General features: G+C 54.7%; 18 protein-coding genes and 1 pseudogene. 4 read left to right on the top strand and 15 right to left on the bottom strand.

Going from position 1 to position 20,216, the window contains the following annotated elements:
* The 5 genes and pseudogenes from fkpB to ACQG2G_RS03300 all read right to left on the bottom strand — a co-directional run bounded on the left by fkpB (window position 1) and on the right by ACQG2G_RS03300 (window position 5,082).
* Entirely contained in the window at window positions 1-450 is a 450-nt protein-coding gene (gene fkpB / locus ACQG2G_RS03320) for an FKBP-type peptidyl-prolyl cis-trans isomerase (protein WP_013095528.1), read from the bottom strand.
* Window positions 451-567: 117 nt separating this feature from the next.
* Window positions 568-1,068: a signal peptidase II gene (gene lspA, locus ACQG2G_RS03315; protein ID WP_013095527.1), complete on the bottom strand. Its 501-nt coding sequence runs from the start codon at window positions 1,066-1,068 to the stop codon at window positions 568-570.
* The gene (ileS, locus tag ACQG2G_RS03310; protein ID WP_038981169.1) at window positions 1,068-3,884 is read right to left on the bottom strand and encodes an isoleucine--tRNA ligase; all 2,817 of its coding nucleotides are present in this window, start codon (window positions 3,882-3,884) and stop codon (window positions 1,068-1,070) included. Before ileS ends, lspA begins: the two co-directional genes overlap by 1 nt.
* A 45-nt stretch (window positions 3,885-3,929) precedes the next feature.
* Window positions 3,930-4,856 (bottom strand): bifunctional riboflavin kinase/FAD synthetase, encoded by a 927-nt coding sequence (gene ribF / locus ACQG2G_RS03305; protein ID WP_020688470.1) that lies wholly within the window; start codon window positions 4,854-4,856, stop codon window positions 3,930-3,932.
* 7 nt (window positions 4,857-4,863) lie between these two features.
* Window positions 4,864-5,082 (bottom strand): annotated as a pseudogene (locus tag ACQG2G_RS03300) (DUF2575 domain-containing protein).
* A gap of 101 nt (window positions 5,083-5,183) precedes the next feature.
* Between ACQG2G_RS03300 and rpsT the strand changes: the two are divergent.
* Window positions 5,184-5,447: a 30S ribosomal protein S20 gene (gene rpsT, locus ACQG2G_RS03295; protein WP_003856458.1), complete on the top strand. Its 264-nt coding sequence runs from the start codon at window positions 5,184-5,186 to the stop codon at window positions 5,445-5,447.
* 57 nt (window positions 5,448-5,504) lie between these two features.
* Here rpsT and nhaR read toward each other — a convergent pair whose 3' ends face one another.
* From nhaR to dnaK, 4 genes are all read right to left on the bottom strand, one after another.
* On the bottom strand, window positions 5,505-6,404 hold the full coding sequence (gene nhaR / locus ACQG2G_RS03290; protein WP_020688469.1) for a transcriptional activator NhaR: 900 nt from the start codon (window positions 6,402-6,404) through the stop codon (window positions 5,505-5,507).
* A 56-nt stretch (window positions 6,405-6,460) separates the two neighbouring features.
* Window positions 6,461-7,636, bottom strand: coding sequence for a Na+/H+ antiporter NhaA (gene nhaA, locus ACQG2G_RS03285; RefSeq protein ID WP_013095522.1), 1,176 nt, complete (start codon window positions 7,634-7,636; stop codon window positions 6,461-6,463).
* A 173-nt stretch (window positions 7,637-7,809) separates the two neighbouring features.
* On the bottom strand, window positions 7,810-8,955 hold the full coding sequence (gene dnaJ, locus ACQG2G_RS03280; RefSeq protein WP_014830600.1) for a molecular chaperone DnaJ: 1,146 nt from the start codon (window positions 8,953-8,955) through the stop codon (window positions 7,810-7,812).
* Between the two features lie 87 nt (window positions 8,956-9,042).
* Entirely contained in the window at window positions 9,043-10,956 is a 1,914-nt protein-coding gene (gene dnaK / locus ACQG2G_RS03275; protein ID WP_013095521.1) for a molecular chaperone DnaK, read from the bottom strand.
* 297 nt (window positions 10,957-11,253) lie between these two features.
* On the opposite strand from dnaK, the gene satP reads away from it, so the two are divergent.
* The gene (gene satP, locus ACQG2G_RS03270; protein ID WP_061771963.1) at window positions 11,254-11,820 is read left to right on the top strand and encodes an acetate uptake transporter; all 567 of its coding nucleotides are present in this window, start codon (window positions 11,254-11,256) and stop codon (window positions 11,818-11,820) included.
* Here the strand turns inward: satP and ACQG2G_RS03265 are convergent.
* The 3 genes from ACQG2G_RS03265 to tal form a co-directional block, all read right to left on the bottom strand.
* Window positions 11,797-13,119 carry an MFS transporter gene (locus ACQG2G_RS03265; protein ID WP_094916798.1) on the bottom strand — a complete coding sequence of 441 codons (1,323 nt, stop codon included), beginning with the start codon at window positions 13,117-13,119 and terminating at the stop codon, window positions 11,797-11,799. The two genes, satP and ACQG2G_RS03265, sit on opposite strands and share 24 nt — an antisense overlap.
* A gap of 122 nt (window positions 13,120-13,241) precedes the next feature.
* On the bottom strand, window positions 13,242-13,829 hold the full coding sequence (mog, locus tag ACQG2G_RS03260; RefSeq protein WP_013095516.1) for a molybdopterin adenylyltransferase: 588 nt from the start codon (window positions 13,827-13,829) through the stop codon (window positions 13,242-13,244).
* Window positions 13,830-13,939: 110 nt separating this feature from the next.
* Window positions 13,940-14,893 (bottom strand): transaldolase, encoded by a 954-nt coding sequence (gene tal / locus ACQG2G_RS03255; RefSeq protein WP_013095515.1) that lies wholly within the window; start codon window positions 14,891-14,893, stop codon window positions 13,940-13,942.
* Window positions 14,894-15,155: 262 nt separating this feature from the next.
* Between tal and ACQG2G_RS03250 the strand changes: the two genes are divergently transcribed.
* Together ACQG2G_RS03250 and yaaA are read left to right on the top strand one after the other, a co-directional pair.
* Window positions 15,156-16,586, top strand: a complete 1,431-nt coding sequence (locus tag ACQG2G_RS03250) for an alanine/glycine:cation symporter family protein (protein WP_061772812.1) — start codon at window positions 15,156-15,158, stop codon at window positions 16,584-16,586.
* Window positions 16,587-16,652: 66 nt separating this feature from the next.
* A complete protein-coding gene (yaaA, locus tag ACQG2G_RS03245) occupies window positions 16,653-17,426 on the top strand; it encodes a peroxide stress protein YaaA (protein WP_045292781.1) in 774 nt (257 codons plus the stop codon).
* A gap of 32 nt (window positions 17,427-17,458) precedes the next feature.
* Here yaaA and ACQG2G_RS03240 read toward each other — a convergent pair whose 3' ends face one another.
* From ACQG2G_RS03240 to thrB, 3 genes are all read right to left on the bottom strand, one after another.
* On the bottom strand, window positions 17,459-17,752 hold the full coding sequence (locus ACQG2G_RS03240) for a DUF2502 domain-containing protein (protein WP_013095512.1): 294 nt from the start codon (window positions 17,750-17,752) through the stop codon (window positions 17,459-17,461).
* 243 nt (window positions 17,753-17,995) lie between these two features.
* Window positions 17,996-19,282 (bottom strand): threonine synthase, encoded by a 1,287-nt coding sequence (thrC, locus tag ACQG2G_RS03235; RefSeq protein ID WP_013095511.1) that lies wholly within the window; start codon window positions 19,280-19,282, stop codon window positions 17,996-17,998.
* A gap of 3 nt (window positions 19,283-19,285) precedes the next feature.
* A complete protein-coding gene (thrB, locus tag ACQG2G_RS03230; RefSeq protein ID WP_013095510.1) occupies window positions 19,286-20,215 on the bottom strand; it encodes a homoserine kinase in 930 nt (309 codons plus the stop codon).
* Window position 20,216: the final 1 nt, after the last annotated feature.

Below are 20,216 nucleotides of genomic sequence, written 5' to 3'. Positions count from 1 at the left end.
TCAGGCCTCCAGTACCGGATCGATCTCCAGCACTTCAATATCAAAATGGACGGTGCGCCCGGCAAGCGGATGGTTGAAATCTACGGTGATGGAGTCGCCGTTGATTTCGCGGATCACGCCAGGCATTTCGCTGCCATCCATAGCGGTAAAGAGCATAATCGCCCCGATTTCCGGTTCGCCTGCATCCATAAACTCACGACGAGAGAAGTACTGGATAAGATCCGGGCTTGGCACGCCAAACGCCGCATCCGGCTCCAGCGAAAACGCCTTCTTCTCCCCCTCTTTCAGACCCAGAAGCTGCTGCTCCAGACCTTCAGATAACGACGTATCGCCAAGACGAAACAGGGCTGGTTTGCCGTTATTGCGGGTGGATTCGGCCGTTGAGCCGTCATCCAGTTTCAGCGTGAAGTGAACGAGAACCGCGCTATTGCTTTGTACGGATTTAGACATGCAAATTGCTCGCTTGTTTTGGGTCACCTGTTGCCCGGTGGCGCTGCGCTTACCGGGCCTACGGGAGGCCACAAATTCTGTAGGCCGGGTAAGCGCAGCGCCACCCGGCATTTACAATTAAGCCTGCTCTTTCGCGGCGGGTTTCGGCAAGAAACCTTCCAGCACGATTAACGCCGCACCGATACAAATTGCGCTATCGGCGAGGTTAAAGGTCGCAAAGTGCCAGTCGCCGACGTAGAAGTCGATCATATCGACCACAAAGCCATGCCACAGGCGATCGAACAGGTTACCTAACGCGCCGCCAATGATCAGCGCATAGGCGATGTTGTTCAGCTTTTGTGTCGCTTTCGAACGGTACATCAGCACCGCCAGCACCACACAGATACCGATAGCAATACCCGCAAAGAACCAGCGCTGCCAGCCACCGCTGTCAGCAAGGAAGCTAAACGCTGCGCCATAGTTACGCGCATAGTGCAGATTAAGCGACGGGAACAGCGGAACCGTATCCCCCAGAGCAAAGTTCTGGAGGATCAGGAACTTGCTGCCCAGATCAATAATCAGCACCACCACAACCAGCCACAGCCAGCGCAGTCCTGTTGAACAGAGAGTTTTACTCATCAGGCAAACTTACGTTTTTCGCCGTCACCGGCGACGTTGCTTACACAGCGTCCGCAGATGTCTGCGTGTTCCGCCACCTGGCCGACATCGGTGGTGTAGTGCCAGCAGCGCGGGCACTTCTCACCTTCGGCTTTGCTCAGTGCGACTTTCAGTCCTTTAAGCAGTTCGCTCTGCTGAGCATCAGCAGAAGCGTCGGCATAATCCGCAACTTTCGCACCGGAGGTCAACAGGACAAATCGTAATTCATCGCCCAGCGCCGTCAGTTTGGCCGCCAGCTCAGGTTCTGCGTACAGGGTCACTGCCGCTTCCAGAGAACCACCGACTTTCTTGTCAGCACGCGCCTGTTCAATGACCTTGTTCACTTCGCCACGCACTTTCAGCAGCTCGTCCCAGAAGGCATCGTTCATCGCTTCGGTACTGGAGAGATCGAACAGACCTTCGTACCACTCGCCGGTGAAGACATACTTCTCACGCTCACCTGGCAGGTAGCCCCAGATTTCATCCGCGGTGAAGGACATAATTGGCGCCATCCAGCGCACCAGTGCTTCTGCGATGTGATACAGCGCAGTCTGGCAGCTACGACGCGCCACGCTGTCCGCTTTCGCGGTGTACTGGCGGTCTTTGATGATGTCGAGGTAGAACGAGCCCATCTCGATGGAGCAGAAGCGCATCAGGCGCTGCACCACTTCATGGAAATCGTAAGACTCGTATGCCTTAACGATATCTTCCTGCGCCGCTTTCGCACAGCCTACCGCCCAGCGATCCAGCACCACCATCTCTTCCGGTTTCACCATGTCTTTTGCCGGATCGAAACCATTCAGGTTCGCCAGCAGGAAGCGCGCGGTGTTACGGATACGACGATAGCTGTCGGCAGCACGTTTCAGGATCTCATCTGATACCGCCATTTCGCCGGTATAGTCAGTAGATGCCACCCACAGACGCAGAATGTCTGCGCCCAGTTTGTTCATCACGTCCTGCGGAGAAACGGTATTACCGATAGATTTGGACATCTTGCGGCCCTGACCATCGACGGTGAAACCGTGGGTCAGTACCTGACGGTAAGGTGCTTTACCTTTCATGGCGGTAGAGATCATCAGAGATGACATGAACCAGCCACGGTGTTGGTCAGAACCTTCCAGATACATATCAGCCGCATGACCGGCAAACTCAGGGCGCACGTCAACCACGGAGGCGTGAGTAGACCCGGAGTCGAACCATACGTCCAGGGTATCTGGCACTTTCTCGTAGTTGTCCGCGTCAGCGCCCAGGATATCGCGGGCATCGAGATCCCACCACGCCTGAATGCCGTCGATTTCAACACGCTTCGCCACTTCTTCCATCAGTTCCAGCGTGTTCGGGTGCAGTTCGTGCGTCTCTTTATGCACGAACAGCGACATCGGCACGCCCCAGGTACGCTGACGGGAGATACACCAGTCAGGACGGTTAGCCACCATGGATTCAATACGCGCCTGGCCCCAGTCCGGGATCCACTGCACGCCTTTGATCTCTTTCAGAGACTGCTCGCGCAGGCCTTTCTGATCCATGCTGACGAACCACTGTGGGGTCGCACGGAAGATGATCGGCGTCTTGTGACGCCAGCAGCACGGGTAGCTGTGCTGCATTTTCTCAACGTGCAACAGCGCGCCGCGCTCACGCAGCATCTCCACGATGATGTCGTTCGCTTTGAAGACGTTGATACCATCCAGAGATGGATACGTACCAGGCAGGTATGAGCCGTCCGGACCAACCGGGTTCGCGATTTCCAGACCGTATTTCAGGCTGATGTTGTAGTCGTCAGGACCGTGACCACCGGCGGTATGTACTGCACCGGTACCGGCTTCCAGCGTCACGTGGTCGCCCAGGATCGCCGGAACGTCGAAGTCCAGGAACGGGTGTTTGAAGCGCATCAGCTCCAGCGCGTCGCCCTTCACGGTGCCCAGCACGGTGTAGTCGGTGATGTTCGCGCGTTTCAGCACGCTTTCCACCAGATCTTTCGCCAGGATCAGCGCCTGACCGTCAATCTGAACCAGTGCATATTCGAACTCACCGGAGAGGGAGATTGCACGGTTAGCAGGCAGCGTCCATGGGGTGGTGGTCCAGATAACCAGCGAGATCGGGCCGCTTACGCCCGGCAGGCCGAATTTACCTTTGATCGCATCCTGATCGACCGCTTCGAAGGCCACGTCGATTGAAGGCGAGGTTTTGTCGTAATACTCAACTTCTGCTTCTGCCAGCGCAGAACGGCAGTCCACGCACCAGTGCACCGGCTTCGCGCCTTTGTGCAGGTGGCCATTGCCGATGATTTTACCCAGCGCACGGATGATGTTGGCTTCGGTTTTGAAGTCCATGGTCAGGTACGGATGCGACCAGTCGCCCAGCACGCCCAGACGAATAAAGTCTGCACGCTGGCCGTCAACCTGAGTGGCCGCGTATTCACGGCATTTCGCACGGAATTCCGCCGCAGTGAATTTCTCACCCGGCTTACCAAATTCCTGCTCAACTTTCAGTTCAATCGGCAGACCGTGGCAGTCCCAACCCGGAACGTAAGGCGAGTCATATCCCGCGAGTCCTTTGGACTTCACGATAATGTCTTTCAGAATCTTGTTTACAGAGTGACCAATATGAATGCTGCCATTCGCATATGGAGGGCCATCATGCAGAATGAAGGTTTTTTTGCCTTTCTTGGCTGCACGAATGATGCCGTACAGGTCATCATCGGTCCAACGCGCCAGCATTCCCGGTTCGCGCTTGGCGAGATCGCCGCGCATCGGGAACCCTGTTTCCGGCAAATTCAGGGTTGATTTATAGTCACTCATCAGATTCTCGGTTCCGTATTTATCACGTAGGCATTTAAGCCGGGTTCAAAGCCCAAAAAACTCGCGGGCCGTTAATTCATCTCGCGCGATTTGCGCTTTTAGTTCATCCAGCGAGGCAAATCGCTGCTCATTGCGTATTTTTTTACGCAGTATGACATCTATATGGCGACCGTAGAGGTCCATTACAACGTCCAGCAGATGCACTTCCAGCTGCTGCCGCACACCGGCGACCGTAGGACGTGTGCCAATATTGGCGACACCGTAAAAAGGTTTCTCGCCCAGTCCAGCCACTTCCACCGCATATACCCCTTTAACCGGGGAGACCTGACGACGCAGCGGTATATTCGCCGTCGGGAAACCTATCGTACGGCCCAGCGCATCGCCATGAACCACACGACCAGAAATGGTAAACGGATGCCCCAGCAAATTCTCTGCGGTTTCCAGTTCATCATTGGCCAGCGCCTGGCGAACCGCCGTACTGCTGACGCGCACGCCACCTTCGCAAAAGGTCATCGCGCTGGTGACGTCAAAACCATATTCCAGGCCAGCCTTCTGTAATAGCAAGAAATCGCCCTGACGACCAGCGCCAAAGCGGAAATCATCACCCACGGCGAGAAACTGCACGCCAAGGCGCTTGACCAACAGGTCGCTGACGAAATTTTGTGCTGTCAGCGCGGCAAAACGACGATCAAAACGGACACACAATACGTAGTCCACACCGGACTGTGCCAGATAGCGCAACTTCTCGCGCAGGCGAGTAAGTCGGGCAGGCGATTTATCGCCCGCGAACAGTTCCAGCGGCTGCGGCTCGAAAATCATCACTACCACGGGCAGGCCACGTGCCTCCCCTTCTTTACGCAATCCCTGCAACAGCGCCTGATGCCCACGATGCACGCCGTCGAAATTACCAATGGTCAGCACGCACCCGTGGGGGGCTTTGCTGAGATTATGTATGCCGCGTATCAGCTTCATGTCTGGCTCAAAACAGTGAAAATCGCCAAAGTATACCTTGTACAGCGATTAAGGTTAACCGACGATTGTCTGCACAAAACAGAAAGCCGTAATGATTTCATCATGCTGACCTTTCACAGCAAAAAAATCTGTCCGGGAACTGCGATTTTTGTGCCGAAAAGCTGTATTCACGAAAGACAAGCTGGTAGAATCCTGCGCCATCACTACGTAACGTAGCGTCGCTAATTAACGGCGCTTATTTGCACAAATCCATTGACAAAAGAAGGCAAAGAGGGCATATTCCTCGGCCTTTGAATTGTCCACATAGATCATATTTGGGAGTTGGACTTGGCTAATATCAAATCAGCTAAGAAACGTGCCGTTCAGTCTGAAAAGGCTCGTAAGCACAACGCAAGCCGTCGCTCTATGATGCGTACTTTCATCAAGAAAGTATACGCAGCAATCGAAGCTGGCGACAAAGCTGCAGCGCAGAACGCATTTAACGAAATGCAACCAATCGTGGATCGTCAGGCTGCTAAAGGTCTGATCCACAAAAACAAAGCAGCGCGTCATAAAGCAAACCTGACCGCGCAGATCAACAAACTGGCTTAATCGCCGCTTGTTGTTGCTTGTTTAAAGAACCCGCTTAACGCGGGTTTTTTTATATCTTCAGTTTGCCGGCGGGGTAAACAGCGCCGAATAGTCGCGGTTACAGATACGCTGCACCGCCGGGTGTTGAATCATCCTTTCGGCGAAGATGGCGTGGTACTCCTCCATGACGTTATCGACTCTGCCAATCTCGGTAATCTTGTTATCCGAATAGAGATCATGCATGTACAGCGTCGGCGCAACAAAGATTGCGTTGTGCGCCTCACCAAACGCTTTCATCAGTGCTGCATCATCGAACTCACCCAGGATCTCCACGTTCAGCCCCTGAGAGTTAAACCAGTTCTGCAGCTTACGCCCCAGCATGGAGCGCCTTCCCGGCACCAGCAAGCGGCGTTCTTCCAGACAGGCAGGGAACGGTTTTTCCGGAGGCGGGTTAATGCACCAGAAGCTTACCCCGCATTCACCAATCTTGACCGAGAACAGCCCCTCCTGCTGCGTGGAGTCGATGGGGCAATCCGAGATAATCATATCCAGCTTATGCTGGCTCAACTGCTCCAGCAGCATTTCGTGTGTGGATTCAAAACAGCGCAAATGGATCTGCTCGTCTTCAACCACCGCCGCATCCAGCACGCCGCTCACCAGCCGTTTCGAGAGGGCATCCGCCACGCCCACGTCAAACAGCAAATTAGACTCTTTGCGGTAGTTGACGATATCCAGCATCTCCTGGCTCAGGGTAAACATCTTGTCCGCATAGCGAAAAACCAGTTCACCCAACTCGCTTGGCTCTATGCCACGTCCTTTACGCTTGAACAGCTTGCCTTGCAGACGTTCTTCCAGAGCCTTGATTTGCCCGGTGATAGTTTGTGGCGTCAGAAAAAGAGCTTCTGCCGCCCCTACCACCGAGCCTTGTTTGTAAACATGCCAGAAGTAATAAAGATGGTTGTAATTCAAATGAGACATCGCGTCTTCTCTCCCTGAGTGTATCGGGAGAAGAATAACCTCCTCCCGGTTTTCCGTTATGCCTGGACGGCCTGCCCGGACAACTTCACCTTCAATAAGGTATAACCAATAACTGCAGCCAGTAATGAACCGATAAGAATGGCGAGTTTTGCCCAGATAATCAGCTCAGGCGCGTTTGCACCAAACGCCAGCGTCGAGATAAAGATCGACATGGTAAATCCGATACCGCACAGCACGCCGACCGCCATAATCTGACCAAATGTTGTGCCGTTCGGCAACGATGCCAGCTTAAGCTTCAGCGCCAGCCAGCAGAACAGGCTGATCCCCAGCGGTTTACCAATAAACAGCCCGGCAATAATACCCAGCGGCAGCACGGAAGTGAGCCCCTCCAGCGTAACCCCTCCCAGGGAAACACCCGCGTTGGCAAACGCAAACAGCGGCAGGATCATAAAGGCGACCCACGGGTGCAGCACATGCTCCAGCTGTTTGGCCGGTGATTTACCCTCCTGCGGCTTAAGCGGCACAAAGAAGCCGACGATCACCCCGGCCAGCGTGGCATGGACACCCGATTTCAGCACCGCCGTCCACAACACCATCCCCACAAGGATGTAAATTCCAATGCGACGGACATTGAAAATGTTCAACAGCGCCAGGACTGCAATCGCCCCTGCTGCCACGCTCAGCGACAGAATCGACAGATCGCTGGTGTAGAACAGTGCGATAATGACGATAGCCCCCAGGTCATCAATGATCGCCAGCGCCATCAGGAAGATTTTCAGTGCAACCGGAACCCGGCTCCCGAGCAACGCTAAAACGCCAAGCGCAAACGCGATATCCGTTGCCGCCGGGATCGCCCACCCGTCACGCGCGACAGGATCCTGCCAGGCAAACGCGAGGAAGAGCAGCGCCGGAACAACCATCCCGCCAATGGCGGCGATCACCGGAAACGCTGCACGCTGGCGGCTGGCTAACGAGCCCATCACCAGCTCACGTTTCACCTCAAGCCCCACGAGCAGGAAGAACACCGCCATCAGCGCATCGTTGATCCACAGCAGCATGTTCTTGTTAATTTCCAGCGCGCCGACCTTAAGCTCGACGGGCGTTTCCAGAAATGCGTGATAGAGATCGCGCGTCATGCCCATGTTGGCGAGCAGCATCGCGGCCGCAGCAGCAATAATCAGGATCACGCCGCCGGATGCTTCACTGCTAAAGAAACGGTGTAGTAATTTCACGTTAATTCTCTCTTTTACAACAATACCTCGATAAAACCATAATATCAGCGCAAACAAATCGGTAAAAACAGATTAATATTGAATATATACTCAGTTTAACCGAGCTTTCGAACAAGAAACAAAAAACCCGGAATCGCTTCCGGGTTTTTAAAGGATAGTTACCAGCTAACGATTTAGCGGGTCAAATCATCGAAGAATTTTTTGACGCCATCGAAGAAGCTTTTGGAGCGTGGGCTGTTTTTCTCACCCGTCGGGCCGCCAAAGCTTTCCTGCAGCTCTTTTAACAGCTGCTTCTGCTTGTCGTTCAGGCCAACCGGGGTTTCAACCACCACGCGGCACAGCAGGTCGCCCTGCGCACCACCGCGAACGGATTTCACGCCTTTACCGCGCATGCGGAACAGCTTACCGGTCTGCGTTTCGCCTGGGATTTTCAGGTTCACGCGCCCATCCAGTGTAGGCACTTCAATTTCGCCACCGAGCGCTGCCATAGCAAAGTTGATCGGGACTTCACAGTAGAGGTTGTTGCCTTCACGCTCAAAGATAGCGTGCTGTTTCACCTGCACCTGAACGTACAGATCGCCTGCTGGTGCGCCGTGCTCACCTGCTTCGCCTTCACCTGCCAGACGGATGCGGTCACCCGTATCTACGCCAGCCGGGATTTTAACGGACAGGGTTTTGGTTTTCTCAACGCGACCGTGGCCGTGGCATTTGGTGCATGGATCTTTAATCAGCGTCCCACGACCATGACAGTGCGGACACGCCTGCTGGACGGCGAAGAAGCCCTGACGCATCTGCACCTGACCGGAACCGTGACAGGTTGGACAGGTTTGTGGCTGCGTACCCGCTTTCGCACCGCTGCCATGGCAAACGTCACACTCTTCCAGCGTCGGGATACGGATCTCTTTGGTGACACCGCGAACGGCCTCTTCCAGCGTCAACTCCATGTTGTAGCGCAGATCCGCACCACGCGCTGCGCGTTGACGACCGCGGCCACCACCGAAGATATCGCCGAAAACGTCGCCAAAGATATCGCTGAAATCAGCGCCGCCGCCAAAGCCGCCGCCACCGAATCCACCGCCACCCATGCCGCCCTGTTCAAAGGCTGCGTGACCGTACTGGTCATAGGCCGCACGTTTTTGTGCATCGGTCAGGACTTCGTAGGCTTCTTTGATCTCTTTAAATTTAGCTTCAGCCTCTTTGTCACCCTGGTTGCGATCCGGGTGGAATTTCATGGCCAGGCGCTTATACGCCTTTTTGATTTCACGCTCTTCCGCAGTTTTCGGAACGCCTAAAATCTCGTAATAGTCTTGCTTTGCCATTGGTTTTTTTAAGCCCCTTAACATGCGAGCACGGGCGTGGAGAGTTCTCCTACGCCCGTGCCGATTAATTACCCTGCATCAGGGCGATTATTTTTTGTCTTTAACTTCTTCGAACTCAGCGTCGACAACGTCGTCGTCTTTCGCGTTGTTCGCTGAAGCGTCAGCGCCTGCCTGCTGCTGGGCATGCTGCTGCTGAGCGATTTCCATCAGCTTCTGAGAAGCCTGTGCCAGCTCCTGCATCTTCGCTTCGATATCCGCTTTGTCTTCGCCTTTCAGAGACGTTTCCAGCGCGCTCAGTGCAGCTTCGATAGCAGTTTTGTCTTCCGCTGGCAGTTTATCGCCTGCTTCTTCAACCTGCTTACGGGTGCTGTGCAGCAGATGGTCACCCTGGTTACGGGTCTGAACCAGTTCTTCGAACTTACGGTCAGATTCCGCGTTGGCTTCCGCTTCACGAACCATTTTCTGGATCTCTTCCTCGTTGAGACCGGAAGAGGCCTTAATGGTGATCTTCTGCTCTTTACCGCTGTTTTTGTCTTTCGCGGAAACGTGCAGAATACCGTCAGCATCGATATCGAAGGTCACTTCGATCTGCGGCATGCCGCGTGGTGCCGGGTTAATACCATCCAGGTTGAACTGACCCAGAGATTTGTTATCAGACGCACGCTTACGCTCACCCTGCAGCACATGGATGGTTACCGCAGACTGGTTATCTTCAGCGGTAGAGAACACCTGGCTGTGCTTGGTTGGGATGGTGGTGTTTTTGCTGATCAGCGCCGTCATTACGCCACCCATGGTCTCGATACCCAGAGACAGTGGGGTAACGTCCAGCAGCAGAACGTCTTTAACATCACCGGTCAGCACGCCGCCCTGAACCGCAGCACCAATTGCCACTGCTTCATCCGGGTTAACGTCTTTACGTGGTTCTTTACCAAAGAATTCAGCCACTTTCTTCTGAACCATCGGCATACGGGTCTGGCCACCAACGAGGATAACGTCGTTGATATCAGACACGGACAGGCCAGCATCCTGCAGTGCAACTTTCAGTGGCTCGATAGAACGGTTCACCAGGTCTTCTACCAGGCTTTCCAGTTTCGCACGGGTCACTTTGATGTTCATGTGCTTAGGACCGGTCGCGTCTGCAGTAATGTACGGCAGGTTCACGTCGGTCTGCTGAGCGGAAGAGAGTTCGATCTTCGCTTTCTCAGCGGCTTCTTTCAGGCGCTGCATAGCCAGCGGGTCGTTACGCAGGTCAATGCCCTGATCTTTCTTAAATTCGTCAACGAGATAGTTGATCAGACGGGTATCGAAGTCTTCACCACCCAGGTGCGTATCACCGTTGGTTGCCAGAACTTCGAAGGTTTTTTCGCCGTCTACTTCGTCGATTTCGATAATAGAGATATCGAAGGTACCACCACCCAGGTCGTAAACCGCGATAGTACGGTTGCCAACTTCTTTATCCAGACCGTAAGCCAGAGCAGCAGCGGTTGGTTCGTTGATGATACGTTTTACTTCCAGACCTGCGATACGGCCAGCATCTTTGGTTGCCTGACGCTGAGCATCGTTGAAGTACGCAGGAACGGTGATAACAGCTTCAGTTACCGGCTCACCCAGGTAATCTTCTGCGGTTTTCTTCATTTTTTTCAGCACTTCAGCAGAGATCTGAGGTGGTGCTGTTTTAGTGCCTTTCACATCAAGCCATGCATCGCCGTTATCTGCTGCGATGATTTTGTAAGGCATGATAGAAACGTCACGCTGAACTTCTTCGTCCTGGAAGCGGCGGCCGATCAGGCGTTTAATCGCAAACAGGGTGTTTTGCGGGTTCGTCACTGCCTGACGTTTAGCCGGCTGACCAACCAGAGTTTCACCATCCTGGGTATAGGCAATGATAGAAGGCGTGGTGCGATCGCCCTCGGCGTTCTCCAGCACACGTGCAGTAGTGCCATCCATAATCGCTACACAAGAGTTGGTAGTACCCAGGTCGATACCAATAATTTTACCCATCTAAACGTCTCCACTAAAAATTCAGTCAACATGTGGTTGTGTACCTGTAATAAGGGCAGAACGTGCTTTTTCAACTGCCCAGATTTGATTTTTTTCAGGTCCACACACTGCGGTTGCTTACAAGATGGGGTCGCAACGTCATCCATCAAGGGGGGAAGGATAAAAAAAATTTTAATTTCACCCTGACGAGATCATAGACGGCATCGTTTGCGCCCATTATGATGCCGCGCCCCTTCAGGGAGTACTGTCGCGGGTTTAACCATTTCACCATATTAATGATGATTTTTTTGAGGACTTATGGGCAACACTAAGTTGGCTAATCCGGCTCCGCTGGGCCTGATGGGTTTTGGCATGACCACCATTCTGCTGAACCTGCACAACATCGGGATGTTCCCGATGGACGGCATTATCCTGGCGATGGGCATTTTTTACGGCGGTATCGCGCAAATCTTCGCGGGCCTGCTGGAATATAAGAAAGGCAATACCTTCGGCTTAACCGCCTTTACCTCTTACGGTTCCTTCTGGCTGACCCTGGTCGCCATTCTGCTGATGCCTAAAATGGGCCTGGCAGAGGCGGCAAACGCCCATTTCCTGGGCGTTTACCTGGGCCTGTGGGGTGTCTTCACCCTGTTCATGTTCTTTGGCACCCTCAAGGGTAACCGCACACTGCAGTTTGTCTTCCTGAGCCTGACCGTGCTGTTCGCCCTGCTGGCGATTGGTCATCTGGTGGACAACGAAGGCATCGTTCACGTTGCAGGCTGGATTGGTCTGGTTTGCGGCGCAAGCGCTATCTACCTGGCAATGGGTGAAGTGCTGAACGAGCAGTTTGACCGCACCATTTTACCGATTGGTGAAAAACACTGATCCCTCTGTCGTGTCCGCCTCGCGGGCACGACATTCTCCCATCTGGCGAAGCCAAATCCCCAACACCAGCCCCATCAGCGACAACGCCAGCACATACCAGGCAGGTGCCAGCGGTGACACGCCCATCAATACCGTAACCGCAATCGGCGTCAGTCCACCGAAGATGGCATATGAAACATTGTATGAGAATGAGATCCCGGTGAAGCGGACTTCTGGCGGGAAGGCCCGAACCATCACATAAGGCACCGCCCCCACCACGCCAACGCACAGCCCTACCACGCCGTATAAAAGGAACAGCTGTTCAGGATGACTACCGGCCAGATGGTAAAACGCCCAGCTTGAGCCCGCCAGTAACAGGCTGCCGACGATAAAGGTTACGCTGGCACCGAAACGATCCGCAGCCAGCCCGGCGGCCAGGCAGCCGAAGCAGAGCATAACCGTGGCGATACTGTTCGCCTGTAAGGTCACCGCCGGGGCAAAGCCGTACTGCTTTTGCAGCCAGACCGGCGACATCAAAATCACCACCACAATGCCTGCCGAGAGCAACCAGGTAAGCAGCATTGACAGCACCACCGCTTTTTTATGACGCACCACGACGGCTTTAACGGGCAACTCTTGTGCCAGCGCTTTGCGCTGCTGCATTTCGAGGAAAATCGGTGTCTCCTGGAGCCAACGGCGCAGGTACATCGCCACCAGGCCAAACGCCCCGCCCAGCAGGAACGGCAGACGCCAGCCCCAGTCGTGTACGGCCTGTTGCGTCATGCTTGTATTCACAATTGTCGCGACCACGGAACCGAGCAAAATCCCCACCGTTAGCCCCGCGGTTAAGGTTCCGCAGGCGATACCAATGCGGCGCGCCGGAACATGCTCCGCGACAAACACCCACGCCCCCGGCACTTCACCGCCGATGGCCGCCCCCTGAAGAATACGCATCAGCAGCAACAATAACGGGGCGAGAATGCCCATCGAGGCGTAGGTTGGCAGCAGACCAATGGCCAACGTCGGCACGGCCATCAGCAGGATACTGAGGGTAAACATCTTCTTGCGCCCGACAAGATCGCCAAAGTGCGCCATCACAATCCCACCAAGAGGACGCGCCAGATACCCGGCAGCAAAAATACCGAAGGTTTGCACCTGACGCAGCCATTCCGGGATATCCGCCGGGAAGAACAACTCCCCCACCACGGCGGCAAAGAAAACAAAGATGATGAAATCGTAAAACTCCAGCGCGCCGCCCAGGGCCGCGAGCGTAAGAGTTTTGTAGTCCTGTCGATTCAGAGGTCGGGTGTTATGTGACATAGCGAACCATTTAGCGTGTGTTGTGGAATTATTATTACAGCTATCGTAAAGAAAAAATTACTATACCGTAAAACTTTTAGCACACCACAGCAGCTTCAGCTAATGTCACATAATGATTATTTTCAGGAGATTGTTTCGCGGCGTGCGCTTTTAGGACGAAATGCTGCTACTACTTTGTCGTCGGTTTCGACATACGGCCCGTCCAGCAGCTGTATACAATACGGTACACTTGCAAAGATCCCATGGACGATCACGCTGCCATCATCCGCTTTTAACCCTTCCAGCGTCTCTTTGATCGACTTAGGCTGGCCCGGCAGATTCAGGATCAGCGCCTGCTTGCGAATCACCCCCACCTGACGGGAGAGGATCGCCGTTGGAACAAAGTGCAGGCTAATCTGGCGCATCTGTTCACCGAAGCCCGGCATTTCACGGTCAGCTATAGCAAGCGTAGCATCTGGTGTCACATCACGACGTGCAGGACCGGTTCCGCCGGTGGTCAGCACCAGGTGGCAGCTCATCTCATCCACCAGCTCACACAACGTCTGCTCGATGATCGGCTGTTCGTCCGGGATCAGGCGGGTCTGGATTTCAAACGGGGTGGTCAGCGCGCTACCCAGCCACTCTTCAAGAGCAGGGATGCCTTTGTCCTGATAAACACCGCTTGAGGCGCGGTCAGAAATCGACACTAAGCCGATGCGTAAGGTATTCATATCCATTCCATTCAAAAAGTACTGATTAAAGGGAATGATACACGCAGAGGGGAATTTCAGACAGAGTACGGAAGAAGTCGCGTGACCGGGAGCCCGGTCACGCAGAATGATTACAGCAGATCGCCGATCATTTTTTCCAGTTTTTCCTGGTCAATAGCAAACTTACGGATACCGTCAGCCAGTTTGTCTACCGCCATTGGATCCTGGTTGTGCTGCCACAGGAACTCGGATTCAGTGATACGCTCTGGACGCGCTTTCACTTCACCGGTGTAAGACAGTTTACGCTCGATGGTACCTTCGCTTTCAGCCAGCTCTTTCAGCAGCGCTGGTGCGATGGTCAGGCGGTCACAGCCAGCCAGTTCGATGATTTCGCCGACGTTACGGAAGCTTGCGCCCATAACAACGGTCTCATAACCGTGCTGTTTGTAGTATTCGTAGATTTCAGTCACGGAAATCACGCCTGGGTCTTCAGACGCGGCGTACTCTTTCTTGTCGGTATTGGCTTTGTACCAGTCCAGAATACGACCCACGAACGGAGAAATCAGGTATACGCCCGCTTCCGCACATGCACGCGCCTGCGCGAAGGAGAACAGCAGCGTCAGGTTACAGTTAATACCGTCTTTTTCCAGCTGTTCAGCAGCGCGGATACCCTGCCAGGTAGAAGCCAGTTTGATCAGGATACGGTCATTGCTGATACCCGCATCGTTATACATTTTGATCAGACGTTTGGCTTTCGCGATAGACGCTTCGGTGTCGTAGGAGAGACGCGCATCCACTTCGGTAGAGATGCGGCCAGGAACCAGTTTAAGGATCTCCAGACCGATGTTCACTGCCAGTTTATCAGTGGCATCCACAACCTGCTGCGCGCGGTCGTTGCTCTGTGCTTTCGCCCAGGTCACAGCGTCGTCAATCAGTTTGCGATACTCAGGGATCTGCGCGGCGTTAAGGATCAGAGAAGGGTTAGTTGTGGCATCCTGCGGCTGGTACAGCTTCATTGCCGCGATATCTCCGGTGTCAGCTACGACAGTGGTGAACTGACGAAGGGAGGTCAATTTATCCGTCATGATAGTGTTTCTCTTTTAACGTGCCCTGGATAATTCACGCTACCGACAGCATGCCTGCAGCGGAAAAATGACAGGTTTACTTGTTAGGGGGATGTAACCGGTCTGCCCTGATGATAACACGCCAGAGGGGTAGCGCAACCGCAGACAGTGCGCTTAGCCAATGTATGATAAACTCGGAATATTAAGAGGCAGCTACGTAACAGTACGCCCAATATGTGGTAGCGCTTACATCCTTATCCTGGCATCAACATGAGGGACGTTAATGCCTGATTTCTTTTTCTTTATTAATGAAGTGCTCTGGGGTTCGATAATGATATACCTGCTTCTGGCAGCAGGTATATGGTTTACGTTACGCAGCGGTTTTATCCAGTTTCGTTATATCCGCAAATTTGGCAGAAGTCTGAAAAACAGCGTCACGCCACAACCCGGTGGATTAACCTCGTTCCAGGCGCTGTGCACCAGCCTTGCGGCAAGGCTTGGCAGCGGTAACCTGGCGGGGGTCGCGCTGGCTATCAGCGCCGGTGGGCCGGGGGCGGTTTTCTGGATGTGGGTGACGGCAATTATCGGCATGGCAACGTCCTTTGCCGAATGCTCTCTCGCCCAGCTCTATAAAGAAAAAGATCATCATGGCCAGTTTCGCGGTGGCCCTGCCTGGTACATGGCGCGCGGCTTAGGAATGCGCTGGATGGGCGTGCTGTTCTCACTTTTCTTGCTCGTCGCCTATGGCCTGATTTTCAACACCGTCCAGGCCAATTCTGTCGCCCATGCCCTGCGCTATGCCTTCGCCTGTCCGGAATGGCTCACCGGCGCGGGGTTAGCCCTCTGCATACTGCTGACCATCTCTACCGGTCTTAAGGGTACAGCCCGCCTGATGCAGTGGCTGGTTCCTGTTATGGCCTTGCTCTGGGTTGCGGCCAGTCTGCTTGTCGCTGCGTTGCATATCGACCAGGTGCCGGATGTGATTGCGACCATTTTCAGCAGCGCCTTTGGCTGGCGTGAAGCGGCTTCGGGTGCGCTGGGCTATACCTTTAGCCAGGCGCTGATGGCGGGTTTTCAGCGCGGTATGTTCTCTAACGAAGCCGGAATGGGGTCTACCCCCAATGCCGCGGCGGCGGCCGCTTCCTGGCCCCCTCACCCGGCCGCGCAAGGCATTGTGCAAATGATTGGGGTCTTCACGGACACGATTATTATCTGCTCCTCCAGCGCCATGATCTTGCTGCTGGCAGGCCCAATCTCTCACTCAACGGAAGCCGCCGGGATACAGCTTCTTCAGCAGGCGCTGGTGAACCTTACCGGTGGCTGGGGAGCGGGATTTGTTTCGCTCATTCTGCTGTTGTTCGCCTTCAGCTCAATGGTCGTCAATTACCTTTACGCCGAGAACAACCTCATTTTCCTGAAGCTCAACTCTCGCCCCATGCTCAACCTGTTGCGCCTGGGCATGTTGCTGATGGTCATCGTGGGTTCTCTGCTCAGCATGCCGGTGGTCTGGCAACTGGCGGACGTGATTATGGCGCTGATGGCGATCACCAACCTGACGGCGATTTTGCTGCTCTCGCCCGTAGTCACCCTCATCGCCCGGGACTACCTTCGCCAGCGCAAGCTGGGGATTCCGCCGGTGTTTGACGCCTCGCGCTATCCCGAAATCAAGTCGCAGATTGCGCCCGGCACGTGGGATGATTTGCCGCGGCAATAACAGCTATCGATCAATTCAGGGCGATTTTTTGCTAAAGTCGCCTTAAATTTCCTGCAAGGACTGGATATGCTGATTCTGATTTCACCTGCAAAAACGCTCGACTACCAGAGCCCGCTCGCGACCGAGCGTTATACCCAGCCTGAACTGCTGGACTACTCGCAACAGCTGATTCACGAGGCGCGTAAGCTCTCCGCGCCGCAAATCGCCTCGCTGATGAGCATCAGTGATAAGCTCGCCGATCTCAACGCGACCCGCTTCCATGAGTGGCATCCTGACTTTACTCCTGCGAATGCGCGCCAGGCGCTTCTGGCCTTCAAGGGCGATGTCTATACCGGCCTGCAGGCAGAAGAGTTCAGCGAAGCCGATTTCGATTTTGCCCAGCAGCATCTGCGTATGCTTTCAGGCCTGTACGGCGTGCTGCGCCCGCTGGATCTGATGCAGCCCTATCGTCTGGAGATGGGCATCCGCCTGGAAAACGCCAAAGGCAAAGATCTGTACCATTTCTGGGGCGACATTATCACCGATAAGCTGAACGCAGCCCTGCACGCGCAGGGGGATAACGTGGTGATTAACCTCGCCTCCGATGAATACTTCAAATCGGTGAAGCCGAAGAAGCTCAATGCGGAAATTATTAAACCGGTCTTCCTTGATGAGAAAAACGGCAAGTTTAAGGTCATCAGCTTCTATGCCAAAAAAGCGCGTGGCCTGATGAGCCGCTACATCATTCAAAACCGCCTGACGAAGCCAGAGCAGCTCACCGGCTTCAACAGCGAGGGGTATTTCTTTGACGAGGAAGCGTCAGGGAAAGGGGAACTGGTGTTTAAGCGCCACGAACAGTAAAAAAACAACCCCGCCTGCTGGCGGGGTTTGTATTAGTGATGCTTCCAGTCCGGGCCTGGTCGGTGATCGTCGTGGCGGTGGTCATGACGATCGTCACGATCGCGATGCTCATCATGTGGACGCCAGTGGTTATCGCGCCACTCATAATGCGCCTTCCACCAGTCATGGTCGCGCCAGCGGCCGCCGTCCCAGTAATGGCCGTTATTATCCCGATCGCCAATCTGCAGTTTGACCGCCGGAACCAGGGTGATTTCGGATGCCTGTACCGCCATGGGAGCGACCAGCATCAGTGAAAGCGCAATCAGCGCAGGTTTCAGTTTAGACATCGGTGACTCCTTATGATTCTTACCCAACGTGGGCCGATGTAAGGAGATTACGTGAGGGGAACCGGGGATGTTATTCTCTGCAATCCTAAACGCTAAGTGACCGCATTTATTGGGAATTTCTGCTTTTTCCCTGCTATTTTTCTCCTTATTTTCTTCACAAAAAAGCCGGGTGACGCTTCGCTTACCCGGCCTACGATTGAGATTGTTGCAGGCCCGGTAAGCGCAGCGCCACCGGGCAAAAAATCACGCTCGAGTCATCATCAGCTTACGCAGCGCGGCAAAATCCGCCGGCAGCTCATGAGAGAGCAGCGGCAGGTCAGCGCGATCCGCCAGCTCTTTCGGCAGCGGCAGCGTTTCACCCAGAATCTCTTCCACGCTCTCTTTGAATTTTGCCGGATGCGCCGTCCCCAGGAACAGGCCATACTCGCCAGGATTCAGCTGGTCGCGCAGCGCACGGTAAGCAATCGCCGCATGCGGTTCAGAGGTATACCCCACCGCTTTCAGCTCACGCATAGTGCTTTTGGTGGTTTCATCGGTGACCGCCGCATAGCCCAGATCGCCCAGACGCCACACTTTACGGCGGAACAGCTCTTCCACGCGCGGCCAGTTGTTTGGCTGTGACACGTCCATCGCGTTAGAGAGCGTCGCCTGGGTCGCGTTCGGCGCCCATTTACCGTCTTTCAGGAAGCGTGGCACGGTGTCGTTGGCGTTGGTCGCAGCAATAAAGCGTTTCACCGGCAGCCCGAGGGATTTCGCCAGCAGGCCCGCGGTCAGGTCGCCAAAGTTTCCGCTCGGTACCGAAACCACCAGCTGATTACGCGCCTCTTGCGGCAGTTGGGCAACCGCTTCGAAGTAGTAGCAAATCTGCGCCAGCAGGCGGCTGATGTTAATGGAGTTAGCAGAGTTGAGCCCCAGCGCGGCCTTCAGTTCTTCATCATCGAAGGCCTGTTTCACCAGCGCCTGACAGGCATCGAAGTCGCCATCTACCGCCACGGTTTCAATGTTACCGCCGAGGGTGCAGAACAGTTTTTCCTGGAGCGGGCTGATCTTGCCTTTCGGATAGAGGATCACCACGCGGACATTCTTCAGACCGTAAAAAGCATGCGCCACGGCGGCACCGGTATCCCCGGAGGTGGCGGTCAGAATGGTGACCGGCTTGTCGCCGCTGATGTGGGTAAGCATCTGCGCCATAAAGCGGCCGCCGAAGTCTTTAAACGCCAGCGTTGGGCCGTGGAACAGCTCCAGACAGCCCACATCCGGCTCAACCTGCTGAACCGGTGCCGGGAAGGCGAACGCCGCACGTACGCGCTCTTCCAGCAACTCCTGCGGGATTTCGTCGCCGATAAACGCAGACAAAATTTTTGTGCTGCGAGTGACAAAGTCCTGCTTCAGCAGCTCATCAATGTCGGTCAGCTGGAATTCAGGGAGATCGTGAGGGAAGAACAGCCCCTGATTTTTGCCCAGTCCCTGAGTCACCGCCTGCGCGAAGCTGACCTGCTCGTTATGATCTTTCAGATTGTAGAGTTTCATTCGTTATCCCAGTACTCGTGCGCCAGCCGTGTCCAGACGGCAAATATGAACAAAGCCTTCCTGATTTTGCAGGTAGTGTTTAGAGAGCCAGTCCGCCACGCGCTGCGCGGTGTCTGGCTTATCGCACAGGGCGAACAGCGTCGGGCCGGAGCCGGAGATGCCGCACGCCTGCGCGCCAATATCAAGCGATGCCTGTCGCGCCTCATTAAAGCCAGGCAGCAACTTCGTACGATACGGTTCGGCAATCACATCTTTCATCAATTTCGCCGCCAGCTGTGGCTGACGGGTATAACAGGCGTGAATAAAGCCTGCCAGGTGACGTCCGTGGGCGATGCAGTCCTGACGACGATACTGCGCAGGCAGGATCGCACGCGCTTCCGCGGTAGACACTTTGATACCCGGGTAGGCCAGGACCCACAGCCACTCATCAAACCCTGGCACCTGCTGGCTGATGATGCCATTTTCTTCGATCATCAACTGCATACCGCCGAGGAAACACGGCGCGACGTTATCGTAGTGGATGCTGCCAGAGATGCGGCCTTCCAGCTCACCCATTAACCCCAGCAGACGGCTATTGTTCAGGGGTTTGCCACAGTGCTCATTCATCGCCACCAGCGCGGCCACAACAGAGCAGGCACTTGACCCCAGGCCAGAGCCAATCGGCATACTTTTTTCCAGCGTCATGGCGACCGGCACGTTTTTCCCGATCTCCTGACAGAAGCGCTCCCAGCACTGATAGACAATATTCTCGCGCGGTTCGGACGGCAGCTTGCTGGCAAAACGTCCCACGTTATTCAGGCTGAAACTTTCTGCCGCTTCCACCGTGACCGTATCGCCCAATAGTGAACCGTCCACCGGCGTCACCGCCGCACCCAGCACATCAAACCCGACGCTCATATTGGCGCTGGAAGCCGGGGCATAAACTTTGACCATG

It is taken from the genome of Enterobacter cloacae complex sp. 382A5, assembly GCF_050031095.1.
Classification (GTDB): Bacteria; Pseudomonadota; Gammaproteobacteria; order Enterobacterales; family Enterobacteriaceae; genus Enterobacter; species Enterobacter cloacae.
The sequence above is the reverse complement of the archived record's forward strand: the minus strand, read 5'-3'. Positions and strand labels throughout refer to the sequence as shown.

Coding starts and splice junctions, on each gene's coding strand:
- fkpB (WP_013095528.1), bottom strand. CDS start 450: ATGTCTAAATCCGTACAAAGCAATAGCGCGGTTCTCGTTCACTTCACG.
- tal (WP_013095515.1), bottom strand. CDS start 14,893: ATGACGGATAAATTGACCTCCCTTCGTCAGTTCACCACTGTCGTAGCT.
- yaaA (WP_045292781.1), top strand. CDS start 16,653: ATGCTGATTCTGATTTCACCTGCAAAAACGCTCGACTACCAGAGCCCG.
- dnaK (WP_013095521.1), bottom strand. CDS start 10,956: ATGGGTAAAATTATTGGTATCGACCTGGGTACTACCAACTCTTGTGTA.
- ACQG2G_RS03265 (WP_094916798.1), bottom strand. CDS start 13,119: ATGTCACATAACACCCGACCTCTGAATCGACAGGACTACAAAACTCTT.
- dnaJ (WP_014830600.1), bottom strand. CDS start 8,955: ATGGCAAAGCAAGACTATTACGAGATTTTAGGCGTTCCGAAAACTGCG.
- satP (WP_061771963.1), top strand. CDS start 11,254: ATGGGCAACACTAAGTTGGCTAATCCGGCTCCGCTGGGCCTGATGGGT.
- ribF (WP_020688470.1), bottom strand. CDS start 4,856: ATGAAGCTGATACGCGGCATACATAATCTCAGCAAAGCCCCCCACGGG.
- lspA (WP_013095527.1), bottom strand. CDS start 1,068: ATGAGTAAAACTCTCTGTTCAACAGGACTGCGCTGGCTGTGGCTGGTT.
- ACQG2G_RS03240 (WP_013095512.1), bottom strand. CDS start 17,752: ATGTCTAAACTGAAACCTGCGCTGATTGCGCTTTCACTGATGCTGGTC.
- ACQG2G_RS03250 (WP_061772812.1), top strand. CDS start 15,156: ATGCCTGATTTCTTTTTCTTTATTAATGAAGTGCTCTGGGGTTCGATA.
- mog (WP_013095516.1), bottom strand. CDS start 13,829: ATGAATACCTTACGCATCGGCTTAGTGTCGATTTCTGACCGCGCCTCA.
- thrC (WP_013095511.1), bottom strand. CDS start 19,282: ATGAAACTCTACAATCTGAAAGATCATAACGAGCAGGTCAGCTTCGCG.
- nhaR (WP_020688469.1), bottom strand. CDS start 6,404: ATGTCTCATTTGAATTACAACCATCTTTATTACTTCTGGCATGTTTAC.
- thrB (WP_013095510.1), bottom strand. CDS start 20,215: ATGGTCAAAGTTTATGCCCCGGCTTCCAGCGCCAATATGAGCGTCGGG.
- ileS (WP_038981169.1), bottom strand. CDS start 3,884: ATGAGTGACTATAAATCAACCCTGAATTTGCCGGAAACAGGGTTCCCG.